General features: G+C 72.6%; 21 protein-coding genes. 9 read left to right on the top strand and 12 right to left on the bottom strand.

All coding sequences use genetic code 11. The features are described from left to right. Positions 1-7: 7 nt before the first annotated feature. The 6 genes from AMO33_RS05645 to AMO33_RS05670 form a co-directional block, all read right to left on the bottom strand. A complete protein-coding gene (locus tag AMO33_RS05645) occupies positions 8-1,093 on the bottom strand; it encodes an MBL fold metallo-hydrolase (RefSeq protein WP_060591016.1) in 1,086 nt (361 codons plus the stop codon). Between the two features lie 45 nt (positions 1,094-1,138). Then, positions 1,139-2,377 carry a cysteine--1-D-myo-inosityl 2-amino-2-deoxy-alpha-D-glucopyranoside ligase gene (gene mshC / locus AMO33_RS05650; RefSeq protein WP_060591019.1) on the bottom strand — a complete coding sequence of 413 codons (1,239 nt, stop codon included), beginning with the start codon at positions 2,375-2,377 and terminating at the stop codon, positions 1,139-1,141. 147 nt (positions 2,378-2,524) lie between these two features. After that, positions 2,525-3,337, bottom strand: a complete 813-nt coding sequence (locus AMO33_RS05655; RefSeq protein WP_060591021.1) for an SCO1664 family protein — start codon at positions 3,335-3,337, stop codon at positions 2,525-2,527. A gap of 3 nt (positions 3,338-3,340) precedes the next feature. After that, positions 3,341-3,925, bottom strand: coding sequence for a DUF3090 domain-containing protein (locus AMO33_RS05660; RefSeq protein WP_011209464.1), 585 nt, complete (start codon positions 3,923-3,925; stop codon positions 3,341-3,343). A gap of 50 nt (positions 3,926-3,975) precedes the next feature. Further along, the gene (locus tag AMO33_RS05665; protein ID WP_060591023.1) at positions 3,976-4,722 is read right to left on the bottom strand and encodes a histidine phosphatase family protein; all 747 of its coding nucleotides are present in this window, start codon (positions 4,720-4,722) and stop codon (positions 3,976-3,978) included. A gap of 55 nt (positions 4,723-4,777) precedes the next feature. Then, positions 4,778-5,719 carry an undecaprenyl-diphosphate phosphatase gene (locus AMO33_RS05670; RefSeq protein ID WP_011209462.1) on the bottom strand — a complete coding sequence of 314 codons (942 nt, stop codon included), beginning with the start codon at positions 5,717-5,719 and terminating at the stop codon, positions 4,778-4,780. A 183-nt stretch (positions 5,720-5,902) separates the two neighbouring features. Here AMO33_RS05670 and AMO33_RS05675 point away from each other — a divergent pair, with 183 nt between their 5' ends. From AMO33_RS05675 to AMO33_RS32825, 5 genes are all read left to right on the top strand, one after another. Beyond that, the gene (locus tag AMO33_RS05675) at positions 5,903-6,865 is read left to right on the top strand and encodes an aldo/keto reductase (protein WP_011209461.1); all 963 of its coding nucleotides are present in this window, start codon (positions 5,903-5,905) and stop codon (positions 6,863-6,865) included. 40 nt (positions 6,866-6,905) lie between these two features. Then, positions 6,906-7,961, top strand: coding sequence for a heme/hemin ABC transporter substrate-binding protein (locus AMO33_RS05680; protein ID WP_060591024.1), 1,056 nt, complete (start codon positions 6,906-6,908; stop codon positions 7,959-7,961). Further along, positions 7,958-9,106, top strand: coding sequence for a FecCD family ABC transporter permease (locus AMO33_RS05685; RefSeq protein WP_228786469.1), 1,149 nt, complete (start codon positions 7,958-7,960; stop codon positions 9,104-9,106). The genes AMO33_RS05680 and AMO33_RS05685 overlap by 4 nt, the downstream gene beginning before the upstream one ends. A 46-nt stretch (positions 9,107-9,152) precedes the next feature. Then, complete coding sequence (locus AMO33_RS05690; protein ID WP_060593310.1) at positions 9,153-10,019, top strand: heme ABC transporter ATP-binding protein; 867 nt, start codon at positions 9,153-9,155, stop codon at positions 10,017-10,019. Between the two features lie 84 nt (positions 10,020-10,103). After that, positions 10,104-10,481 (top strand): hypothetical protein, encoded by a 378-nt coding sequence (locus AMO33_RS32825; protein ID WP_307581809.1) that lies wholly within the window; start codon positions 10,104-10,106, stop codon positions 10,479-10,481. 76 nt (positions 10,482-10,557) lie between these two features. Here AMO33_RS32825 and AMO33_RS05700 read toward each other — a convergent pair whose 3' ends face one another. After that, positions 10,558-11,430, bottom strand: coding sequence for an NAD(P)H-binding protein (locus AMO33_RS05700; protein WP_240327437.1), 873 nt, complete (start codon positions 11,428-11,430; stop codon positions 10,558-10,560). Positions 11,431-11,524: 94 nt separating this feature from the next. Between AMO33_RS05700 and AMO33_RS05705 the strand changes: the two genes are divergently transcribed. Beyond that, positions 11,525-12,103 carry a TetR/AcrR family transcriptional regulator gene (locus tag AMO33_RS05705; RefSeq protein ID WP_240327438.1) on the top strand — a complete coding sequence of 193 codons (579 nt, stop codon included), beginning with the start codon at positions 11,525-11,527 and terminating at the stop codon, positions 12,101-12,103. A gap of 77 nt (positions 12,104-12,180) precedes the next feature. Here AMO33_RS05705 and AMO33_RS05710 read toward each other — a convergent pair whose 3' ends face one another. The 4 genes from AMO33_RS05710 to AMO33_RS05725 are packed head-to-tail and all read right to left on the bottom strand — an operon-like array spanning position 12,181 to position 15,595. After that, positions 12,181-12,597, bottom strand: a complete 417-nt coding sequence (locus tag AMO33_RS05710; protein WP_011209454.1) for a YrdB family protein — start codon at positions 12,595-12,597, stop codon at positions 12,181-12,183. A 2-nt stretch (positions 12,598-12,599) separates the two neighbouring features. Further along, the gene (locus AMO33_RS05715; RefSeq protein ID WP_060591030.1) at positions 12,600-14,693 is read right to left on the bottom strand and encodes an MMPL family transporter; all 2,094 of its coding nucleotides are present in this window, start codon (positions 14,691-14,693) and stop codon (positions 12,600-12,602) included. An 11-nt stretch (positions 14,694-14,704) separates the two neighbouring features. Next, positions 14,705-15,241, bottom strand: coding sequence for a hypothetical protein (locus tag AMO33_RS05720; protein ID WP_011209452.1), 537 nt, complete (start codon positions 15,239-15,241; stop codon positions 14,705-14,707). A 6-nt stretch (positions 15,242-15,247) separates the two neighbouring features. Then, positions 15,248-15,595 carry a hypothetical protein gene (locus AMO33_RS05725; RefSeq protein WP_060591032.1) on the bottom strand — a complete coding sequence of 116 codons (348 nt, stop codon included), beginning with the start codon at positions 15,593-15,595 and terminating at the stop codon, positions 15,248-15,250. A 169-nt stretch (positions 15,596-15,764) separates the two neighbouring features. On the opposite strand from AMO33_RS05725, the gene AMO33_RS05730 reads away from it, so the two are divergent. From AMO33_RS05730 to AMO33_RS05740, 3 genes are read left to right on the top strand one after another with little or no spacing between them, the layout of a single operon-like run. Further along, positions 15,765-16,790, top strand: coding sequence for a YncE family protein (locus AMO33_RS05730; RefSeq protein ID WP_228804404.1), 1,026 nt, complete (start codon positions 15,765-15,767; stop codon positions 16,788-16,790). Beyond that, entirely contained in the window at positions 16,790-17,044 is a 255-nt protein-coding gene (locus AMO33_RS05735; protein WP_011209449.1) for a DUF5703 family protein, read from the top strand. Before AMO33_RS05730 ends, AMO33_RS05735 begins: the two co-directional genes overlap by 1 nt. A gap of 8 nt (positions 17,045-17,052) precedes the next feature. After that, on the top strand, positions 17,053-18,162 hold the full coding sequence (locus tag AMO33_RS05740; protein ID WP_060593313.1) for a quinone-dependent dihydroorotate dehydrogenase: 1,110 nt from the start codon (positions 17,053-17,055) through the stop codon (positions 18,160-18,162). A gap of 81 nt (positions 18,163-18,243) precedes the next feature. Here the strand turns inward: AMO33_RS05740 and AMO33_RS05745 are convergent, their stop codons facing one another. Beyond that, complete coding sequence (locus tag AMO33_RS05745) at positions 18,244-18,645, bottom strand: hypothetical protein (protein ID WP_076573433.1); 402 nt, start codon at positions 18,643-18,645, stop codon at positions 18,244-18,246. Between the last annotated feature and the right edge of the window lie 90 nt (positions 18,646-18,735).

The following is an 18,735-nucleotide window of genomic DNA, read 5'->3' on the forward strand; positions in this document are numbered from 1 at the left end:
GCGGCGCTCACACCGCGAAGGTCAGCCGTCCCGGATTGACGTAATCGGCCGGATCCCGCAGCGACCGCAGCTCCGGGCGCCGCCCGGCCGGGATGCGGGCCAGTTCCGCGGTCAGCGGCGGTTCGTAGGCCGCCGCCGAGGAGGTCAAACCGGGCAGCCAGTTGTCGTGGTGGCTGGGCACGAACAGTGCCGGGGCGAGGGCCTCGATGTAGGTGCGTGGGTCGCGCAGGCCGTTGCTGAGCTGGTTGTAGCCCTGCACCGCGCCGATGTGCACGTCGGTGGCGGGCAGCCCGGCCAGCACGTCGAACACCTGCGGCGCCCGCTCGGTCAGTGGCCCCGACGAGTCGTGCCAGGTGAGGCTGAACCCGGGGATACGGAACTGGTAGAGCAGCACCCCGCCCTCGGCGTCGAGCAGCCGCGGCACCGTGCGGCGCAGATCCGCCGGCGTGGGCGGATGCCGCAGGATCGGGCCGGGTTCGGGCAGCGGGAAGAACCGCGGCGAACCGGCGGCCGGATCGGCGGGGGTGCGGGCCGAATGCAGATGCCGCACCGCGGTCAGCAACACCGGCCCGACCGTGCGGTCCTCGCGCCGCCCGATCGGGGTCTGCGCGTCACCGAGCCCGACGGTCGGGAAACTCGCCTCGGGAACCTGGGCGCGCACCGCCGCGCAGTGCTCGGCGGTGCCGTAGACGGTGGCGCCGCAGGCCTGGGCGATGCGGCCCGCGTCCCCGGCGTGGTCGAAGTGGCCGTGCCCGATGAAGATCGCCTCCGGCCGCAGATCCGCCAGATCCTGCGATGTCGCGGGAACATACCCGGAACTGGTCAGCCGCGGCACCCAGGCGTCCAGCAGCAGCACCGCCCCGCCGATCGCGACGGCGTAGGTCGTGCACCCCACCCAGGACAGCACCACCCGATCCGCGCGCACCGCACCGGTGACCGGGTCCACCACGTCGGCGCCGAAGAACCGCACCCGCGCGGCCACACACCGCGGCGACCCCGGCTGCACCGCCTGCAGCGGCGCCGGCCCACCCAGCAGGCCCGCGCCCAGGGCGGCGGCGCGTCCGATCAGACGACGAGGATCGATGCTGCACACCTCAGCACCACATCACGCCGGATCCCCGGTGGGCAAACCGGACCGTCACAGGCGCACGCCGAGCAGCGCGTCCACCGCCTCGGCGATCGCGGCGGGCGCGCCGCTGTCCGAACCGCCGTAGTCGAGCGCTTCGGTGACCCAGTTGTCGACCGCGGCAAGAGCTTTCGGGGAGTCCAGGTCGTCGGCCAGGTGCTGGCGCAGCCGGGCGATCGTGTCGTGGGCGGCCGGGCCCGCCGACAGGGCGGTGGCCGAGCGCCAGCGCGCCAGCCGCGCGAGCGCCGCCTCGAGGACGGCGTCGGTCCACATCCGGTCCTGCCGGTAGTGCCCGTCGAGCAGGCCGAGCCGGATCGCGGCCGGATCCACCCCGTCCTTGCGCAACGTCGACACCAGCACCAGGTTGCCCCGGGACTTCGACATCTTCTCCCCGTCCAGACCGATCAGCCCGGCGTGCACGTAATGGCGGGCGAAGCGGCGACCCGCCACCACCGATTCGGCGTGCGCGGCGGAATATTCGTGGTGCGGGTAGATCAGATCGCTGCCGCCGCCCTGGATGTCGAACTCCGGGCCCAGCCGGTTCAACGCGATCGCCGAACACTCGATGTGCCAGCCGGGTCTGCCCGCACCGAACGGCGCGGGCCACGACGGCTCCCCCGGCCGCGCGGCACGCCACAGCAACGCATCCAGCGGGTCACGCTTGCCGGGACGATCGGGGTCACCGCCGCGCTCGGCGAACAACCGCTCCATCGTCGCCCGGTCGTAGCCGGACTCGTAGCCGAACTGCTCGGTGGCGTCGGTGCGGAAGTAGATGTCGGGGAAGTCGGGGTCGTCGACCACATAGGCCGCGCCGGTGGCCAGCAGCTTCTGCACGAATTCGACCACCTCCTCGACCGATTCGACCGCGCCGACGTACTCGCGCGGCGGCAGCACGCGCAGCGCGGCCATGTCGGTGCGGAACAGCTCGATCTCGCGGCTGCCCAGCTCCCGCCAGTCCACCCCGTCGCGGGCGGCGCGCTCGAACAGCGGATCGTCGACATCGGTGACGTTCTGCACGTAGTGCACGTCGTGACCGCCGTCGCGCAGCACCCGGTTCACCAGGTCGAAGGTGAGATAGGTGGCGGCGTGCCCGAGATGGGTGGCGTCGTAGGGGGTGATGCCGCAGACGTACATGGTCGCCGTCGCACCGGGGGCGACGGGGCGCACCTGACGGTCGGCGGTGTCGTACAACCGCAACGGCGGCCCTGCTCCGGGGACGGTCGGTAGGGCGGTATCGGACCAGGACTGCATGACTTCGAGGGTAGAGGTCGCCGCGCGCGCCCCGGCGCACACCCCGGTCGCCGCGACGGTGCCTGCCCGTCCGGCCGGGTCCGCGACCAGCCGGTACCGGCCGGTCCGGGCGCCGTCAACGGTTGCGATCCGCCGGAAGTGAACGTTTCAGAACGCGGGCCAGGGAATCGGGCGGGTGCTGCGCGGCAACGGCATCACCGGCCGTTCGAGCAGATCCTTCGTGCGCGCGGCCAGAGCGTCGATCTCGGCGTCGGTGATGTGGACGGCCAGCTCGTCGGCCAACGGCCCCGGCAACGTGTCGGCGAACGCGGCGATGTCCTCCACCAGCGCCGCATCGATCGGCTGTCCGGCCCACCCCCACAACACGGTGCGCAGTTTGTGCTCACTGTGCAGGCAGATCCCGTGGTCGACGCCGTACACCTGCCCGTCGACCCCCTCGAGCGCGTGCCCGCCCTTGCGGTCGGCGTTGTTGAGCAACACGTCCAGTACCGCCACCCGTTGCAGGCGCGGGTCGTCGGCGTGGACCAGCGAGACCTCCTCGCCGGTCTCGTCGATCGCGCGCAGCACCTCGCAGAACCCGTCCGGCACCGCCGCGGGCGGGCACAGGTCCACCAGGTCGAGCCGGTCGCCGCGGCCGGTGTGGTGGTCCACCGACTCCACCCAGCGCTGCACCATGCCGGGCCCGAACGGGCCGTCGCGCAGCACCGTCTGCGGGATCACGCCCCAGCCGATCGCCTCCGACACCAGATAGGAGGCGACTTCGCGGCCGGCGAGCGTGCCGTCGGGGAAATCCCACAGCGGCCGCTCGCCGCGCACCGGCTTGTACACCACCCGCAGCGGCGTGCCCTGGGCGGTCTCGGCGCCGACGACCTCGCAGACGAGGGTCACGTTGGAGGCGGTGCTGATCCGCCCGATCACGCTCAGCTCACCGCTGTGGAACCCGTCGTCGCCGCCCGCCACGCATCACTCCTCTAGTTCGGCCGCGCCGAAGATCTCTCCGCGCTTGTATCCGTTGGTGCGCACGCACATGTGCCCGCGCGGCGACAGCGGTTCCCCGCACAGCGGGCACGGCGGACGGCCCGCGGCGATCACCTTCGCCGACCGCAGCGCGAACTCCCGCGCCTGCACCGGGGTCAGGAACACCCGCACCGCGTCGGGGCCCTCCTCGGTGTCGTCGAGCACCACCGACTCGTCGACCTCGGTCTCGGTGATGGCCAGCAGTTCCACCACCACCGCGCCGGCGTCGGCGTCCCAGCCCAAGCCCATCGTGCCGACCCGGAACTCGGCGTCGATCGGGGTGACCAGCGGGTCGGTGTCGGAGACGTCCTCGGCCTGCGGCGGCACCGGCGCGCCGAAACGGCGGGCGACCTCGTCCAGCAGCAGACCCATGCGGTCGGCGAGCACCTTCACCTGCTGCTTCTCCAGCAGCACGCTGACCACCCGCGGCTGTTCGACGGCCTGCAGATAGAACGCGCGATCGCCCGGCTCACCGACGGTCCCGGCGACGAAACGATCGGGGGTGCGAAATACATGGATTGCTCGTGCCATCTGCACCTCCTGCTACTGACCCTGATCGACTACCCGCGGCGCGCGGTGCTCTACCGCTCCGCATTCCCATTATCCGCACCACCGGTAGCGCCGATCTCGCCGCCGGGCACCGGGCCGGAGGTGTCGGGACGGTCCTTGTCGGAGTCGGCGTTCGGGGCCGGTTCCCGCACCGCCTCGAGCGCCGAGAGGTCCGAGCCGGTGTCGTTGAGCCGCCACACGTACGGCGCGTGCGGGGTGTAGCGGACGACGCTGAGCGAGGCCGGTTCCACCACGATGCGCTGGAACCAGTCCAGGTGCAGGCCGAGCGCGTCGGCGAGCACCGATTTGATGACGTCGCCGTGCGTGCACGCCACCCACAGCACGTCGTGGCCGTGACGTTCGGCGAAGACCCGGTCGTGTTCGCGGATCGCGGCCACCGCCCTGGTCTGCACCTGCGCCAGCCCCTCACCGCCGGGGAACACCGCCCCCGAGGCGTGCCGTTGCACCACCTTCCACAGCGGTTCGGTGAGCAGGTCGGCGATCGCCTTGCCGGTCCAGTCGCCGTAGTCGACCTCGATGAGCCGGTCGTCGTCCTGCGGGTCCAGGCCCAGCTTCTCCGCCAGCGGGCCCACCGTGCGCCGGCAGCGCAGCAGCGGGGAATGCACGATGTGGCGGATGGGCAGGCCGCCGAGCCGTTCGGCCACCGCGCGGGCCTGCTCCTGGCCGCGTTCGGTGAGGTCGACACCCGCGCTGCGCCCCGCCAGCGTGCGGGCGGTGTTCGAGGTGGACACACCGTGGCGCAACAGGATCACCGTCATGGCGCCAGCCTAGCCGCCGGGTGGGCGTGGCCTCGGTGCACCGGCATCGCCGCGCTCATGTCGCCGAGATCACCCCGGCGCCGAGCAGGCCCATGATCACCAGGCCCAGCACGATGCGGTAGCCGACGAACCAGTTCAGCGAGTGGCGGGCGACGAACTTCAGCAGCCACGCCACCGAGGCGTAGCCGACGACGAAGGACACGATCGTGGCCACCAGCAGCTGCGGGCCCGAGGCGTTGAGGCCCTCGCCGGCGGGTTCGAACGCGTCCGGCAGGCTGAACAGGCCCGAGGCGGTGACCGCGGGGATGGCCAGCAGGAACGAGAACCGCACCGCGGCCTCGCGTTCCAGCCCCAGGAACAGCCCCGCCGAGGAGGTGGCGCCCGAGCGCGAGACACCGGGGATCAACGCCAGGCATTGCGCGAAACCCATGACCAGCCCGTCGCGGGTGGTGAGTTGTTCGATCGGGCGGCGTTTGGCGCCGTAGTGTTCGGCGGCGGCGATCACCAGCGCGAAGGCGATCAGCATGAACGACACCAGCCACAGGTTGCGGGCGCCGGTGCGGATCTCGTCCTTGAACAGGAAGCCCAGCACGCCGATCGGGATGGTGGCGATGATCACGTACCAGCCGATGCGGTAGTCGAGTTCGCGTTGGGCTTCGGCGGCGAAGCGGTGCTCGTTGTCGGCGGTCAGCACCGGCAGCCGGGTGGTGGGGCGGTCGTGGATCGGCACCCGGGGCCCGGTCGCGGCGCGCGCCTTGTCCCACAGCGTGGTGGTCCAGGCGACCAGGATGCGCCAGATGTCCTTGGCGAAGTACACCAGCACCGCGGCCTCGGTGCCCAGCTGGGTGACGGCGGTGAAGGAGGCGCCGGCGTCCTCGCCGAAGAACACCGAGGACACGATGCGCAGGTGCGCCGAGGAGGAGATCGGCAGGAATTCGGTCAATCCCTGGACCAGCCCGAGCACCAGCGCCTGCACCCAGGTCATCGACTCGCCCACACAACCTCCTGCTGTCTGCCCGAAAAATCCTTATGCCGCTGGGCAATTGGTTCCACGACCGGCTCGGCGCCGGGTGGGCGCCGCGATCACGCAGCGACAGTACAGGCTTGCACGGGCGCGGGTGAGCCCGCCCGTGCCGCCCACGCCTTACGCTTGGCGCGTGACGAAGACGGGGATCAGGTGATGGAACAGCGGACGGTCGGGCGCAGCGGGCTGCGGGTGTCGCGGATCGGGCTGGCCACCCACACGTGGGGTGCCCAGACCGACGCCGACGACGCCGCGGTGCAGCTGTCGGCGTTCGCGGAGGCGGGGGGCACGCTGGTGGACACCTCCCCGTCCTACACCGGCGGCGCGGCGCAGCGGATCCTGGCCGACCTGCTCGGTGATCTGGTGTCGCGGGAGGATCTGGTGCTCAGCGGCTGCGCGGGCGTGCAGCCGGGGGTGACGCCGGCGGCCACGGATCTGCCGTCGGCGCCGCGGCCGTGGGTGGACGCCTCCCGCCGCGGGCTGCTGCGCCAGCTCGACCGCACCCTGCTCGAGCTGGGCACCGATCATCTCGACATCTGGCATGTGGCGGCCTGGGATCCGCGCACCCCGCTCGAGGAGGTCGCCGACACCCTCGAGCAGGCGGTGCGCGCGGGCAAGACCCGGTATGTGGGGGTGCGCGGGTTCTCGGCGTGGCAGCTGGCCAGCCTGGCCGCGATCGCGCCGATCGTCACCGCGCACACCCCGTATTCGCTGCTGGCGCGCGGCGCGGAAACCGATTTCGTGCCCGCCGCCGCCCACCACGGGGTCGGGGTGATCGCCTCGGCGCCGCTGGCCGGAGGCATCCTCACCGGCAAGTACCGCGACGGGGTGCCCGCGGATTCGCGCGGCGCCGACGAGGCGACCGCCGCCGAGATCCGCCGCCGCCTCGACGAACGCGCCACCCGCGTGGTCGACGCGGTGGTCACCGCCGCCGACGGGCTGGGCACCTCGCCGCTGGCGGTGGCGCTGGCCTGGATCCGGGACCGGCCCGGGGTGGCGAGCATGATCGTCGGCGCCCGCGACATCGGTCAGCTCACCGGTGTGCTGGCCGCGGAAACGCTGGAGTTGCCGCGCGCCATCGCCGCCGCGCTCGACGATGTGAGCGCACGCACGGACTGAGCGGACCGAGCATCCCGGGCGTCCTATTAGGCTTGCCTACATGATGGTGCGCGACGGTGTCCGGTCGAAGTCGATGCGAGTGCTGTCGATGCGAGTGCTGCTGGCGGCGCTGGCCGTGACACTGGTCGCGGGCGTGACCGCCTGCGGCGGGTCCGACACCGCCGACAGCGGCGCCGGGCGCGGCCCGGCCACCGCGACGCTGCCCGATCTCGACCCCGTCCCCGTCGGCCCCGCGCCCAGCCCCGCGCTGCCGGTGACGGTGCGCTCCTTCGACGGGGTCGAGGTCACCGTCACCTCCGCCGACCGGATCATCGCCGCCGACCGCTACGGCACGCTCGCCCAGACCGTGTACGCGCTCGGTCTCGGGGACCGGCTCGTGGGCCGCAGCACCTCGGCGGCCTTCCCGGCGGTGCGGGACGTCCCGAACGTCACCGGCGGCAGCGGGTCGCTCAACGTCGAATCGATCCTGGCGCTGCGCCCGACGGTGTTCCTCACCGACACCACCAGCGCCGCCCCGGCCGTGCGGGAGCAACTGCGGGCCGCGGGCGTCACCGTGGTCTACTTCGACCCGCAACGCACCATGGCCGGGGTGGTGCCGCAGATCGAGGCCGTCGCCGCCGCGCTCGGGGTGCCCGCCCAGGGGCAGGCGCTGGCCCAGCGCACCCGCCAGGAGATCGAGGCGGCCTCGGCCGCGGTGCCCGCCCCCGACCAGCCGCTGCGGATCGCGTTCCTGTACCTGCGCAGCACCGCCATCACCATGCTGGCCGGTCCCGGTTCCGGTGCCGACGAACTGATCACCGCCATCGGCGGGCAGGACGCGGGCACCGCCGCCGGGCTCACCGAACCGTTCACCGCGATCACCAGCGAAGCCATGATCGGCGCGGCGCCGGATGTGGTGCTGGTGATGACCGACGGACTGGAATCGGTCGGCGGTGTGGAGGGACTGCTGAAGGTGCCCGGCATCGCCCAGACCCCGGCCGGGCGCAGCAAGCGGATCGTCGACATGTCCGACGCGGTGCTGCTCAGCTTCGGCCCGAACACCGGCCGGGTGGTGGAGGCGCTCAGCGCCGCCGTCTACGGCACCGTGCCCGCATGAGCGCACCGCGTCCGGCCCCCGAACTCACCGACCGCACCGGAGCGCGCCCGGCGAGCACCGCCGCCCCCGTCGCCGGTCCCGAGGCGGCCGGACCCGTGCCGCGGGGCCGCACCCGGTCGCGGGCGGTGATCGCCTTCGCCGTCGCGGTCCTGGCACTGGTGGCGTTGGCGTTGGTCTCGGCCACCATCGGGCAGGTGCCCACCACTCCCGCCGAAGTGCTCGGCAGCGTGCTGCACCGCATCGGCCTGGACTGGGGTCCGATGCCCGCTCATCCCGCCGGGGACGTCACCCTCTGGGAGGTGCGGTTCCCGCGGGTGCTGTTGGCGATGCTGGTCGGTGCGGCGCTGGCGACCGCGGGCGCGCTGCTGCAAGGGGTGTTCGCCAACCCGCTGGCCGAACCGGGCGTCATCGGGGTGTCCTCGGGCGCGGCGGTCGGTGCGGGGGCGACGATCGTGCTCGGCGGGGCGTTCGTGGCGGCGTGGTCGGTGGCCGCGGCCGCGTTCGTCGCCGGACTGCTCACCACGATGCTCGTCTATGTGCTCGCCCGCGCCAACGGCCGCACCGAAGTGGTGACGCTGGTGCTCACCGGTGTGGCGATCAACGCCTTCGCCGGTGGACTGATCGCGTTCCTGCTGTTCGTGGCCTCCCCCGCCGCCCGCGACCAGATCGTGTTCTGGCAGCTGGGCAGCCTCAACGGCGCCACCTGGGAATCGGTCGGCGTGGTGGCGATCCTCACCGCCTGCGGGGTCGCCGCCGCCGTGCTGGTCGCGCCCCGGCTGGACCTGCTCGCGCTCGGCGAGTCCGCGGCCAGGCACCTGGGTGTCGACGTGGAACGCCTGCGCCGCAACGTGATCGTCATCGTCGCCGTGCTGGCCACCGCCGGGGTGGCGTTCACCGGCATCATCATGTTCGTCGGCCTGATCGTGCCGCATCTGGTGCGCATGATCGTCGGGCCCGCGCACCGGGTGCTCATCCCGCTCAGCGCCGTCGTCGGCGCGGTGGTGCTGCTGGCCGCCGACGTGGGTGCCCGCTCGCTGGTCGACAACGCCGACCTGCCGCTGGGCATGCTCACCTCCCTGGTCGGCGGACCGTTCTTCTTCTGGCTGCTGCGCCGCACCCGCGCCCGTGCCGGAGGGTGGGGATGAGCCCGAGCACCGCACCGTCGCCCGCATCGCCGCCAAGGAAGCGCCCGTGAGCACCGACCTCGACCGTCCCCGCCTCGGCTCGCTGTTCGCCCGCGGCCACGAGCTGCCCACCGCGCCCGTGCGCGGGCAGGTCACCCTGCGTGCGCGCGGGCTGGTGGTGGAGCGCCGCGGCGGGTCCGGTCCCGCGCGCCGGGTGCTCGACCAGGTCGATTTCGCCGTCGCCGCCGGGGAGATCGTCGCCCTCGTCGGCCCCAACGGCGCGGGCAAATCCACCCTGCTGGCGGCCCTGGCCGGGGAACTGACACCTGCCGCGGGCGGTGTCGAACTCGACGGGCATCCGCTGACCCACTGGTCTCCGCTGGACATGGCGCGCCGGCGCGCGGTACTGCCCCAGACCCACACGGTCGGGTTCCCGTTCACCGCCCGCGAAGTCGTCGCGATGGGACGCGCGCCGTGGGTGCGCACGCCGCGCGCCGACCGCGACGACGACCTGATCGCCGCCGCCATGGCCGCCGCCGACGTCACGCACCTGGCCGGGCGCGCGTTCCCCACCCTTTCCGGCGGTGAACGCGCCCGCGTCGCGCTGGCCCGCGTACTGGCCCAGGACACGCCGACGCTGCTGTTGGACGAACCCACCGCCGCCCTCGACCTCGGCCATCAGGAGGCCGTGCTGCGCCTGGCCGCCGAACGCGCCCGCGACGGCGCCGCCGTGGTCGTGGTCCTGCACGACCTGGGTATCGCCGCCGCCTACGCCGACCGCGTCGCGGTCCTGGACTCCGGCCGCGTCGCCGCCGACGGCCCACCCCGAGCCGTCCTCACCACCGACCTGCTCACCCGCGTCTACCAGCACCCGGTCGAAGTCCTCGACCACCCCGTCACCGGCGCCCAACTCGTCCTCCCCGTCCGGAACTAGGGCCGAGCGCGACCGCGTAGCACCGGGTTGCTCGCCGACGATGAACAGGGCACAACCCTGACCCTCCTTCTCGACGAGGCAACCATGCCCGGTCGCGCCCTCCGGATACTGGCAGCGCCGCTGGTGTGCGCGGCGGTGTCGGTGTCGGCCTGCGGTGAGCTGTCCGGTCCGGCGCCGACCAGCACGTCGAGCACCACCGCGGCCCCGGCGACCCCGAGGCCGGCACCACCGAGTCCGGCGCAGCAGCCGCCACCGCCGCCCGCCGTGGCGCCTCCGCTGCCCGCGGCGCCGGGTCCCAGCTGCCATCCCTCCTACGACCCGTGCGTGCCGATCACCAGTGATGTCGACTGTTCGGGCGGCAGCGGTAACGGGCCCGCCTACACCGGGCGGGTGCGGGTCGTCGGTCCCGACGAGTACGACCTCGACCGGGACAACGACGGGATCGGTTGCGAGAGCGGTTGATTGCGGGGTGGGTGGTCGCCGCACCACCGGTGCTCGAACCTGGCGAGCTGCCTCGCGGCTGCGGGCCCGTGCCGGTTCAGGGCTGGGATCGGGCGGCTTGGAGTGCCGCGAGGAGGGCGGGGCGGTGGTCGGTGGCGAATCGGGCGAAGGTGCGGGGTGGGTGGCCGGTGAGGTCGGCCACGGTGGAGGTGGTGGTGGACTGGTCGCCGTCGGCGACCTCACCGACCAGGACGGCCAGGTCCGCGGCGAAGCGCGGGGGCAGTCCTCGGTCGACGAGGGCGGCGGCCAGGGCGGTGGCCGGTAGCGGCGCGCAGGACACCGGCTGGTCGAGGGCGGTGGCCAGGGTGGCCGCGATGTCGGCGTCGGTCAGTGCGGCCGGGCCGGTCAGTTCGTAGCTGCCGGGGGCCGGGGCGGTGAGCAGGGCGGCGGCGCAGGCGGCGATGTCGCGGCAGTCGATGTAGGCGACGGGGGCTTCGCCGTAGGAGGCGACCAGTTTGCCGTCGGCGGTGAACGCGGCCGGGGACAGGAAGTTCTGCATGTAGCCGGTCGGTCGCAGCAGTGACCAGCCCAGGCCGCTGGCCTTCAGGTACTCGTCGGTTTCGAAGTGCGCACCTCGGGACAGCGGCGCGCCCGGTGCGGCGTGCCACACCGACACCTTGACCACGTGCTCGACACCGGCCGCCCGCGCGGCGTCGATCGCGGCTCGGTGCCATCGGATCATCGGCTGTTCGCCGTCGACCGGGATGGCGCCGGTGCTGTTGAGGAACAGCCGGTCCACCCCGTCCAGCGCCGCGGCCAACGCGCGCGGGTCGTCGAAATCGCCGACGACATAGTCACATCCGAGTGCGCGTCCGCCGGCGTCGTGGCGGACCAGTGCGCGCAGCGGGGTGCCGTCGCGGCGCAGTGCGCGGACCAGATGGTTGCCGATGGAGCCGGTCGCTCCGGTCACCAGGATCACTGGCGTCGTCCCTTCGCCGATCTGGCACCCGCCCACCGGATAACCTGAGGGTGCCTCGACCTATTGAAGTCGAGGGTGCCTCGACTTGGCAAGGGAGACGATGGACCGCACCCGCAGACCGCGCGCCGATGCACGCCGCAACTACGAACGCCTGCTCACCGAAGCCGACGCCGTCTTCCGGGCCGAGGGTGCGCACGCGTCGCTGGAGAAGATCGCCCGCCGCGCCGGTGTCGCGATCGGCACCCTCTACGGCCACTTCCCCACCCGTCGCGCCCTGGTCGGCGCGCTGCTGCGCGAGCGCAACACGGCCCTGTTCGCCGCGGCCGAGGACCTGCTCGCCGACCCCGACCCCGGCGCGGCGCTGACGCGCTGGGTGCACGCGGTGATCGAGCACGCCGCCGCTTACCAGGGGCTTGCCGCGCTGCTGGCCGACGGGCTCGGCGACGAGGGCTCGGAACTGCACGAGTCCTGCGCCCGCATGAACGCGCTCGGCGAAGCGATCCTCGCGCGCGCCCGCACCGTGGGCGCGGTCCGCGCCGACGTGACCGCCGACGACCTGTTCGCCCTGATGAACGCCGCGGCCTGGGCGCGGGAACACCTGCCCCGCCCCGGCGCCGACCGCCTCGTCACCCTCACCCTCACCGGAATGCGCGCCCACTCCTGAGAGCGGAAAAGCGCCGCGGACAACTCCGCACCAGCGCGAAACCGCCTACATGCGGAAGCGTTGCGCCGCAACGAGACTCAGCGACCCTCGTCCTCGCGGTCGAGCTCGCGCGCGATCGCCTTCTCGCGCGGAGACATCCGCACCGTCAAGGTGCCCTGCGTCAGCACCCGCGCCAGCGCGTTGACCGCCCACACCCCGGCGAAGGCGATGCCGGCCAGCGGATGCCAGGCCACCGCCCAGGCGATCGCGCCGCCGCCGAACCACACGCACTCGAGGGCCACGCGCCAGCCGCCGGTGAGCGGGAAGCGCGCGTCGGCCGCGGCGCCGAACAGCGCCCACATCGCGATGAACACCGCGGGCGCCAGCACACCGGCCGCGGCCCGGGTCAGCGGACCGGCGGGCAGGGTGAACCCCCACCAGGCCGCGCCCGCGATCACCCCCAGCTCCAGCAGGAACATCACCAGCAGGACGGCGTCGGTGGCGGCGCGGCGCATGGTCACCTCCAGATCAGTTTGAGCACGGCCGGGGTGAGCAGCAGCCGGATCACCGTGGCATCGATCAGCAGTGCCGCGATCATGCCGTAGGCGATGTATTTCATCAGCACCAGATCCGAGAACCCGAACGCGCCGGTGACCACGATGAGGATCGCGGCGGCGGAGGTGATGACGCTGCCGGTGTGGGCGATGCCGTAGCGGATCGCCTCGGGCGGGTCGGCGCCGCCCGCACGGGCCTCCGCGACCCGCGAGAGCAGGAACACCTCGTAGTCGGTGGACAGCCCGAAGATCACCGTCACGATCAACGCCAGCACCGCGAACATCAACGGCCCCGGGGTGAAATGGAACAGCCCGGCCCCGTGCCCCTCGACGAAGATCCAGGTCAGGATGCCGAGCGTGGTCAGCAGGCTCAGCGCGCTCATCACCACCGCCTTGACCGCCAGCACCACCGAACGGAACGCGGCGTACATGATCAGCAGCGCGGTGGTGACCAGGATCGCCAGCAGCGCGGGCAGCCCCTCGAGCAGTCCGTTGATGCTGTCGCGTTCGAGCGCGGGCACCCCGGCCACCATCACCTGCACCCCCGGCGGTTCGGTGATCGCGCGCAGCGCCGCGATCACCGCGTCGGCGTCGCGTTTGTCGACCAGGCCCGCGTTGAGCACGTTGATGCCGTCGGTGGTCGCCGCGGCGGGTTCGAAACGGCCGGTGAGGCCGGGCACCTGGTTGGCGGCGTGGCGGATCTCGCCGAGCTGGGCGGCGTCGGCGCCGACCACCACCAGTTTCAGCGGCTCGGTGCGGAAACCGGGGAACAACTCGTCGAAGCGTTCCTGCGCCACCCTGGCCGGATTGTCCTGGGCCAGATAACGTTCGCTGATACCGCCGAACTCGATGTGGCGCAACGGGATCGCCAACGCCAGCAGCGCCAGCACGATCGACACCGACACCGCCCACGGCCTGCGCATCGCGAACCGCGCCAGCCGCGAGAAGAACCCGGCATCGATCTCGGCGTCGGTCTTGCCGCGGGCGAACCGGTGCCAGCCCAGGAAATCGATGCGCCGCCCGACGATGGCCAGCGCCGCGGGCAGCGCCGTCACCGACAGCACCGCCGCCAGCAGCACCGAGCTGATGCCGCCGTAGGGCACCGAGCGCAGCACCCCGTTGGGGAAGATGAACAGCGCCGCCAGGCTCACCGCGATGATCGCCGCCGAGAACAGCACCGTGCGGCCCGCGGTGGCCACGGTGCGCGCGGTGGCCTCCTCGACACTGCGGCCTGCCGCCAGCTCCTCCCGGAACCGGGTGACGGTGAACAGCCCGTAGTCGATGGCCAGCCCCAGACTCACCAGCGTCATCACCGCGTTGGCGAAGACGTTGACATCGATGTGGTCGGTGAGCGCGCGCAGGATGCCCTGGGTGCCCAGGATCGTCATGCCGCCGATCAGCACCGGCAACAGCGCGCCGATCACCCCGCCGAACACGAAGTACAGCAGGATCGCCACCAGCGGCAGCGCGATCAGCTCGGCGCGGTGGATGTCGGTCTGCATGCCGATGTTGATGCCCTCGACGATCGGCTGCAACCCGGCCAGCTGCACCGTCGTGCCGCCCGGCCCGCCGCCGGGGTCGTTCGCCGCCAGCGCGTCCTTGATCGCCAGGTAGTTCTCCACCGTGGCGGTGCCGTCCCCGCGCAGCCCGACGCTGGCGAAGGCGTGCGTGCGGGAGGCGTCGGTGGCCTGGGCGGCGAACGGGCTGTCCCAGTAGCTGTCGATCTTGAGGATGCGGTCGGGATAGCGGGCCAGCAGCTCGGCCAGGTGGGCGGTCACCGGCCCGCGCACCTCCGCGTCGTCGACGGTGCGGCCCGTCGGAGCGGTGTAGAGCAGGATCAGGTCGCTGTCGGTGTCGCGGCCGAAGGTGGAATCGGCCAGCTTCGCCGCCGCCACCGACTCGCTGGCCTCGTCGAACCAGCCCTCCTGGGTGAAGCGCTGGTTCAGGTCGCGGCCGTAGTAGCCCGACAGCAGCACCGCGACGGCGACGACGGCGAGCACGAGAAAGCGATGCCGGTGGACGAAACGCCCCCACCGCAGGGACCCCGCATGCAGCATGGCGCCGGGCGCTACCCGCAGGCGGGCGTGCGATAGTCGGCCGAGCGCAGGATGCCGCACAGGTCGGTGCGCGAGATCTTCCAGCGCCCGTCCAGGTAGACGAAGTGCACGACGGTCGTGCGCACCGCGGTGCCGGTGCCGTCCTTGTCGAGCTTCATCGTCGCGGTCAGGGTGCCGTCGCGGTTGTCGAAGACCGGGTCGGTGACGCCGTAGACGGCGCGCGGATTGTCCTGCAACGCCCGGTACATGTCGGGGATGGCGTCGCGGAAGGCCTCCCCGTCCTCGATGAGGGCGGTGCGTTCACTGTCGGGCAGGGCCGGATCGAGCGCGCGTTTGATCTGCGCGTCGAGTTCGGCGGCGGTGGGGATGTGCCGGTTGGCGATCTCGCTCGAGGTCGCCGCCGCCGAGGAGGACAGCGCGGCGACGGCCTTGGAGCGGGCGGCGTCGACGGCGGCCTCGTCGGGGCCCGAACTGCAGGCGGCGGCCACGCCCACGGTGAGCAGGGCGGCCGCGGCGAGCGCGGTTCGGGTCGATCGTGTGGAGTGCATCACTACCTACATACCATCTAGGACGGATCCCAGTCGTCCCAGCAGGGCGCGGACGGTGACACCGCGGCCGTCGCCGTCGGGCGCGGCCACCGGGATCAGATCCCGGACCAGGGCCACGACGCTGCGTTCGTCGTCGAGGTCGACATCGGTCACCGTCGCCTCGGCGACGGCGACCACGTCCTCGGGGGCGGGCACCGCGGTGTCCAGGTCGGCGCGGTAGATCTCCAGGGTCAGCGTGGCGCGCACGGTGCGGAAGGCGAAGGGTCGCCCGTCCTCGGTGGTGCCGAAACCGTGCGCGAACCGGCCGACCGTCACATCCTCGACGGTGAACCCCGCTCGCTGCTCGGCGGTCACATTCGATCTCCCTGGCTCGGACGCTGTTGCTGTTCACCGTAACGCCGGTCACCGACACCGCGACCCGCCGGACCCGGTCGGCCGGTGTGTCGGGCCCGCATGGTCAGATGGAGTGTCGCGGTTCGGTCCGGTGGTGAAGGAGTTCGGTGGGATGCGCCCAGGCGGCACGATGTCGGCGACCCTGTTGGGCGCGGTGGCGCTGCTGGTGCTGAGCGGCTGCTCCGCCGAGGACGCCGATTCCAAGGTGCCCACCCGCGAACCGGCGACCGCCGCGCCCGCCCCGGCCACCACCGTCCCCGCCGAAGGCACGGTGTTCGGTCCGGCCGATCCGGTCCGCGCGTTGCTCGCCGAATCCGGCACCGGCCGCCTGGCCGTCCTCGCCTCGAGCGGCGAGGCCGCCACCACCCTGCTCCTGATCGACCCCGCCGCCGCCGGCGATGTCCCCGACGTGCCGGCGCAGACGATCACCCTGCCCGCCGCCGGTGTCGCGCTCGCGCAGGGCGCCCCCGGGGAGGTGCTGATTCCGATGCGCGACCGCGTGGTGCGCGTGGACGCCACCACCGGCGCGCAGAGCGAGATCCCGGTACCCGGGGAGCTGCGCTCGGTCGCCCGCGCCGACGACGGCACCCTGGTCGTCGGCGCCGCCGACGGCGAGGTCAGCACGATCGCCGCCGACGGCCGCGTCGAGCACAGCCTGGACGGACTGGTCTCCGCCGACGTGGTCGTGCGGGCCGGGGAGCGGCTGGCCGTGCTGGACCGCCGCCAGAGTTCGGTCACCGAGATCAGCCCCGGCGCCGACCACCTCGGGCTGGCGCTGCGGGCCGGGGAAGGCGCGGCGAACATGATCGCCGACCACTTCGGCCGGGTGCTGGTCACCGACACCGCCGACGGGGAACTGCTGGTCTACACGACCGGACCGCTCGTGTTGCGTCAGCGTTTCCCGGTAGGATCGTCGCCTTACGCGCTCGCCTACGATCGCCGCTCGGAGACCGTGTGGGTGACGTGCACGCAGAGCAACGAGGTCGTCGGGTTCGACCTGTCGACGGGTATTCCGCAGGAGGTGGGCCGCTACCCCACGGTGCGGCAGCCGAACACGGTGACCGTCGACGACCGCACCGGTGACCTGTATGTCGGATCCGCGGCCGGTGAGGGCCTGCAGCGGATTCCGGCGGACCGGCTGAAGAGAGGGCAGTAATGGCGTCCAGGAGCTCCCGCACAGCGTTGCCTGCCGGTTGGGAGACCGGCAGCGACAGCGACGACTACGAGTACGTGCCGCTGCGGCTGCCCAAGGACGTGACCCGGGTGACCGCCTCGATGCGCCTGGCCATCCAGGCCGAGTTCGGCGGCTGGGAGCTCTCCCGCGTGCGCGCCTACACCGACGGCAGCCGCAAGGTGCTGCTGCGTCGCCGCAAGTCGGCGCTACTACCCCAGCCGGAACCGGGGATGTGACCGGCCGGATGTATGCGCTGCTGCTTCGTGTGATGTTCCTGGTGCCGCCGGAACGCATCCACCATCTCGCCTTCGCCGCGATGCGGGTGGCGGCCCGCTTCGCCCCCACCCGGGCGCTGGTGCGGCGCCTGGCCGTGGTCGACGACCCGATCCTGCACAGCACCGTGTTCGGGGTGCCCTTCCGCGCCCCGCTGGGGCTGGCCGCCGGATTCGACAAGAACGCCGAGGGCGTCGACGTGTGGGGGCCCTTCGGGTGGGGATTCGCCGAGATCGGCACCGTCACCGCGCAAGCCCAGCCGGGCAATCCGGCGCCGCGGCTGTTCCGCCTGCCCGCCGACCGCGCCCTGATCAACCGGATGGGGTTCAACAACCACGGCGCCGCCCGCGCCGCCGAGCAGCTGCGCGCCCGCACCGCCACCGTGCCCATCGGCGCCAACATCGGCAAGACCAAGGTCGTCGAGCCCGCGGGCGCGGCCGCCGACTACGCCACCAGCGCCGCCCTGCTCGGTCCGCTGGCCGATTTCGTCGTCGTCAACGTCAGCTCCCCCAACACCCCCGGCCTGCGCGACCTGCAGGCGGTCGAGTCGCTGCGGCCGCTGCTGCGCACCGTGCTCGAGACCGTCGCCGACGGCGGTCGCAGCGTGCCGGTGCTGGTGAAGATCGCCCCCGACCTGTCCGACGAGGACATCGACGCCGTCGCCGACCTGGCCGTGGAGCTGGGCCTGGCCGGGATCGTGGCCACCAACACCACCATCCGCCGCGACGGGCTGCACACCGACCCCGAGGACGTCGCCGCGATGGGCGCGGGCGGGTTGTCGGGCGCGCCGGTGGCCGACCGCTCCCTCGAGGTGCTACGCAGGCTCTACCGCCGCGTCGGCGACCGGCTGGCGCTGATCTCGGTCGGCGGCATCGAAACCCCCGAGCAGGCCTACCAGCGAGTCCTGGCCGGTGCCAGCCTGCTGCAGGGCTACACCGGCTTCATCTACGGTGGCCCGTTCTGGACCAGGAAGATCCACCGCGGCCTGGCCGAGCTGCTGCGCCTCGACGGCTACACCAGCCTCACCGAGGCCGTCGGCGCCGAACACCGCGGGCCCCAACCCCAGGCCGACACCGCCTGAACGGGACAGCGGCCGGAGGCGGCAGCGCAGCGTCACCACGCAGGCCGCCCCGCACAGGCGCAATCGATACCGCCTGAACGGTCAGGCGGGTTCGGCTTCGAGCCAGTCGAGTGGGGTCTCGGGCTCCTCGGTTTCCGGTGTTGCCGGGCCGGGGCAGCCGGGCGGTCGCGGGACGGGTTCGCCCTCGCGGGTGCGCAACCGGGTCAGGATCCGCTTGGAGATCAGGATCAACGCCTGTTCCCACAGGATTCCGAGCCGGTCGGCGCGCTCGGCCATCCTGGCGTGGGCGAACCGGTCGCCGACGGCGGCGGGGTCGCTGAGCAGTTCGTCGAGTTCCATACCGGCGCGGGCCTGTTCGCGGGTGAGCAGCCGGTCGGGCAGCCAGCTCAGCCGCCAGCGGCGCGGGCCGTCTCCGGTTTCCCGGCACGCCCACTCGGGAGTCACGTCGCTGGTCATGGTCCAGGCGGTTTCGTGGACGGTCATGGCTGCCTCCCCTGGCGGCGCTGCGTCGCGGTAGGTCCAGTGTGGCGGTCTCGCCACCGCGATCGCCACCTTTTTCGGCAGTTGCCGCGT

The sequence above is a fragment of the Nocardia farcinica genome, from assembly GCF_001182745.1.
Classification (GTDB): domain Bacteria; phylum Actinomycetota; class Actinomycetes; order Mycobacteriales; family Mycobacteriaceae; genus Nocardia; species Nocardia farcinica.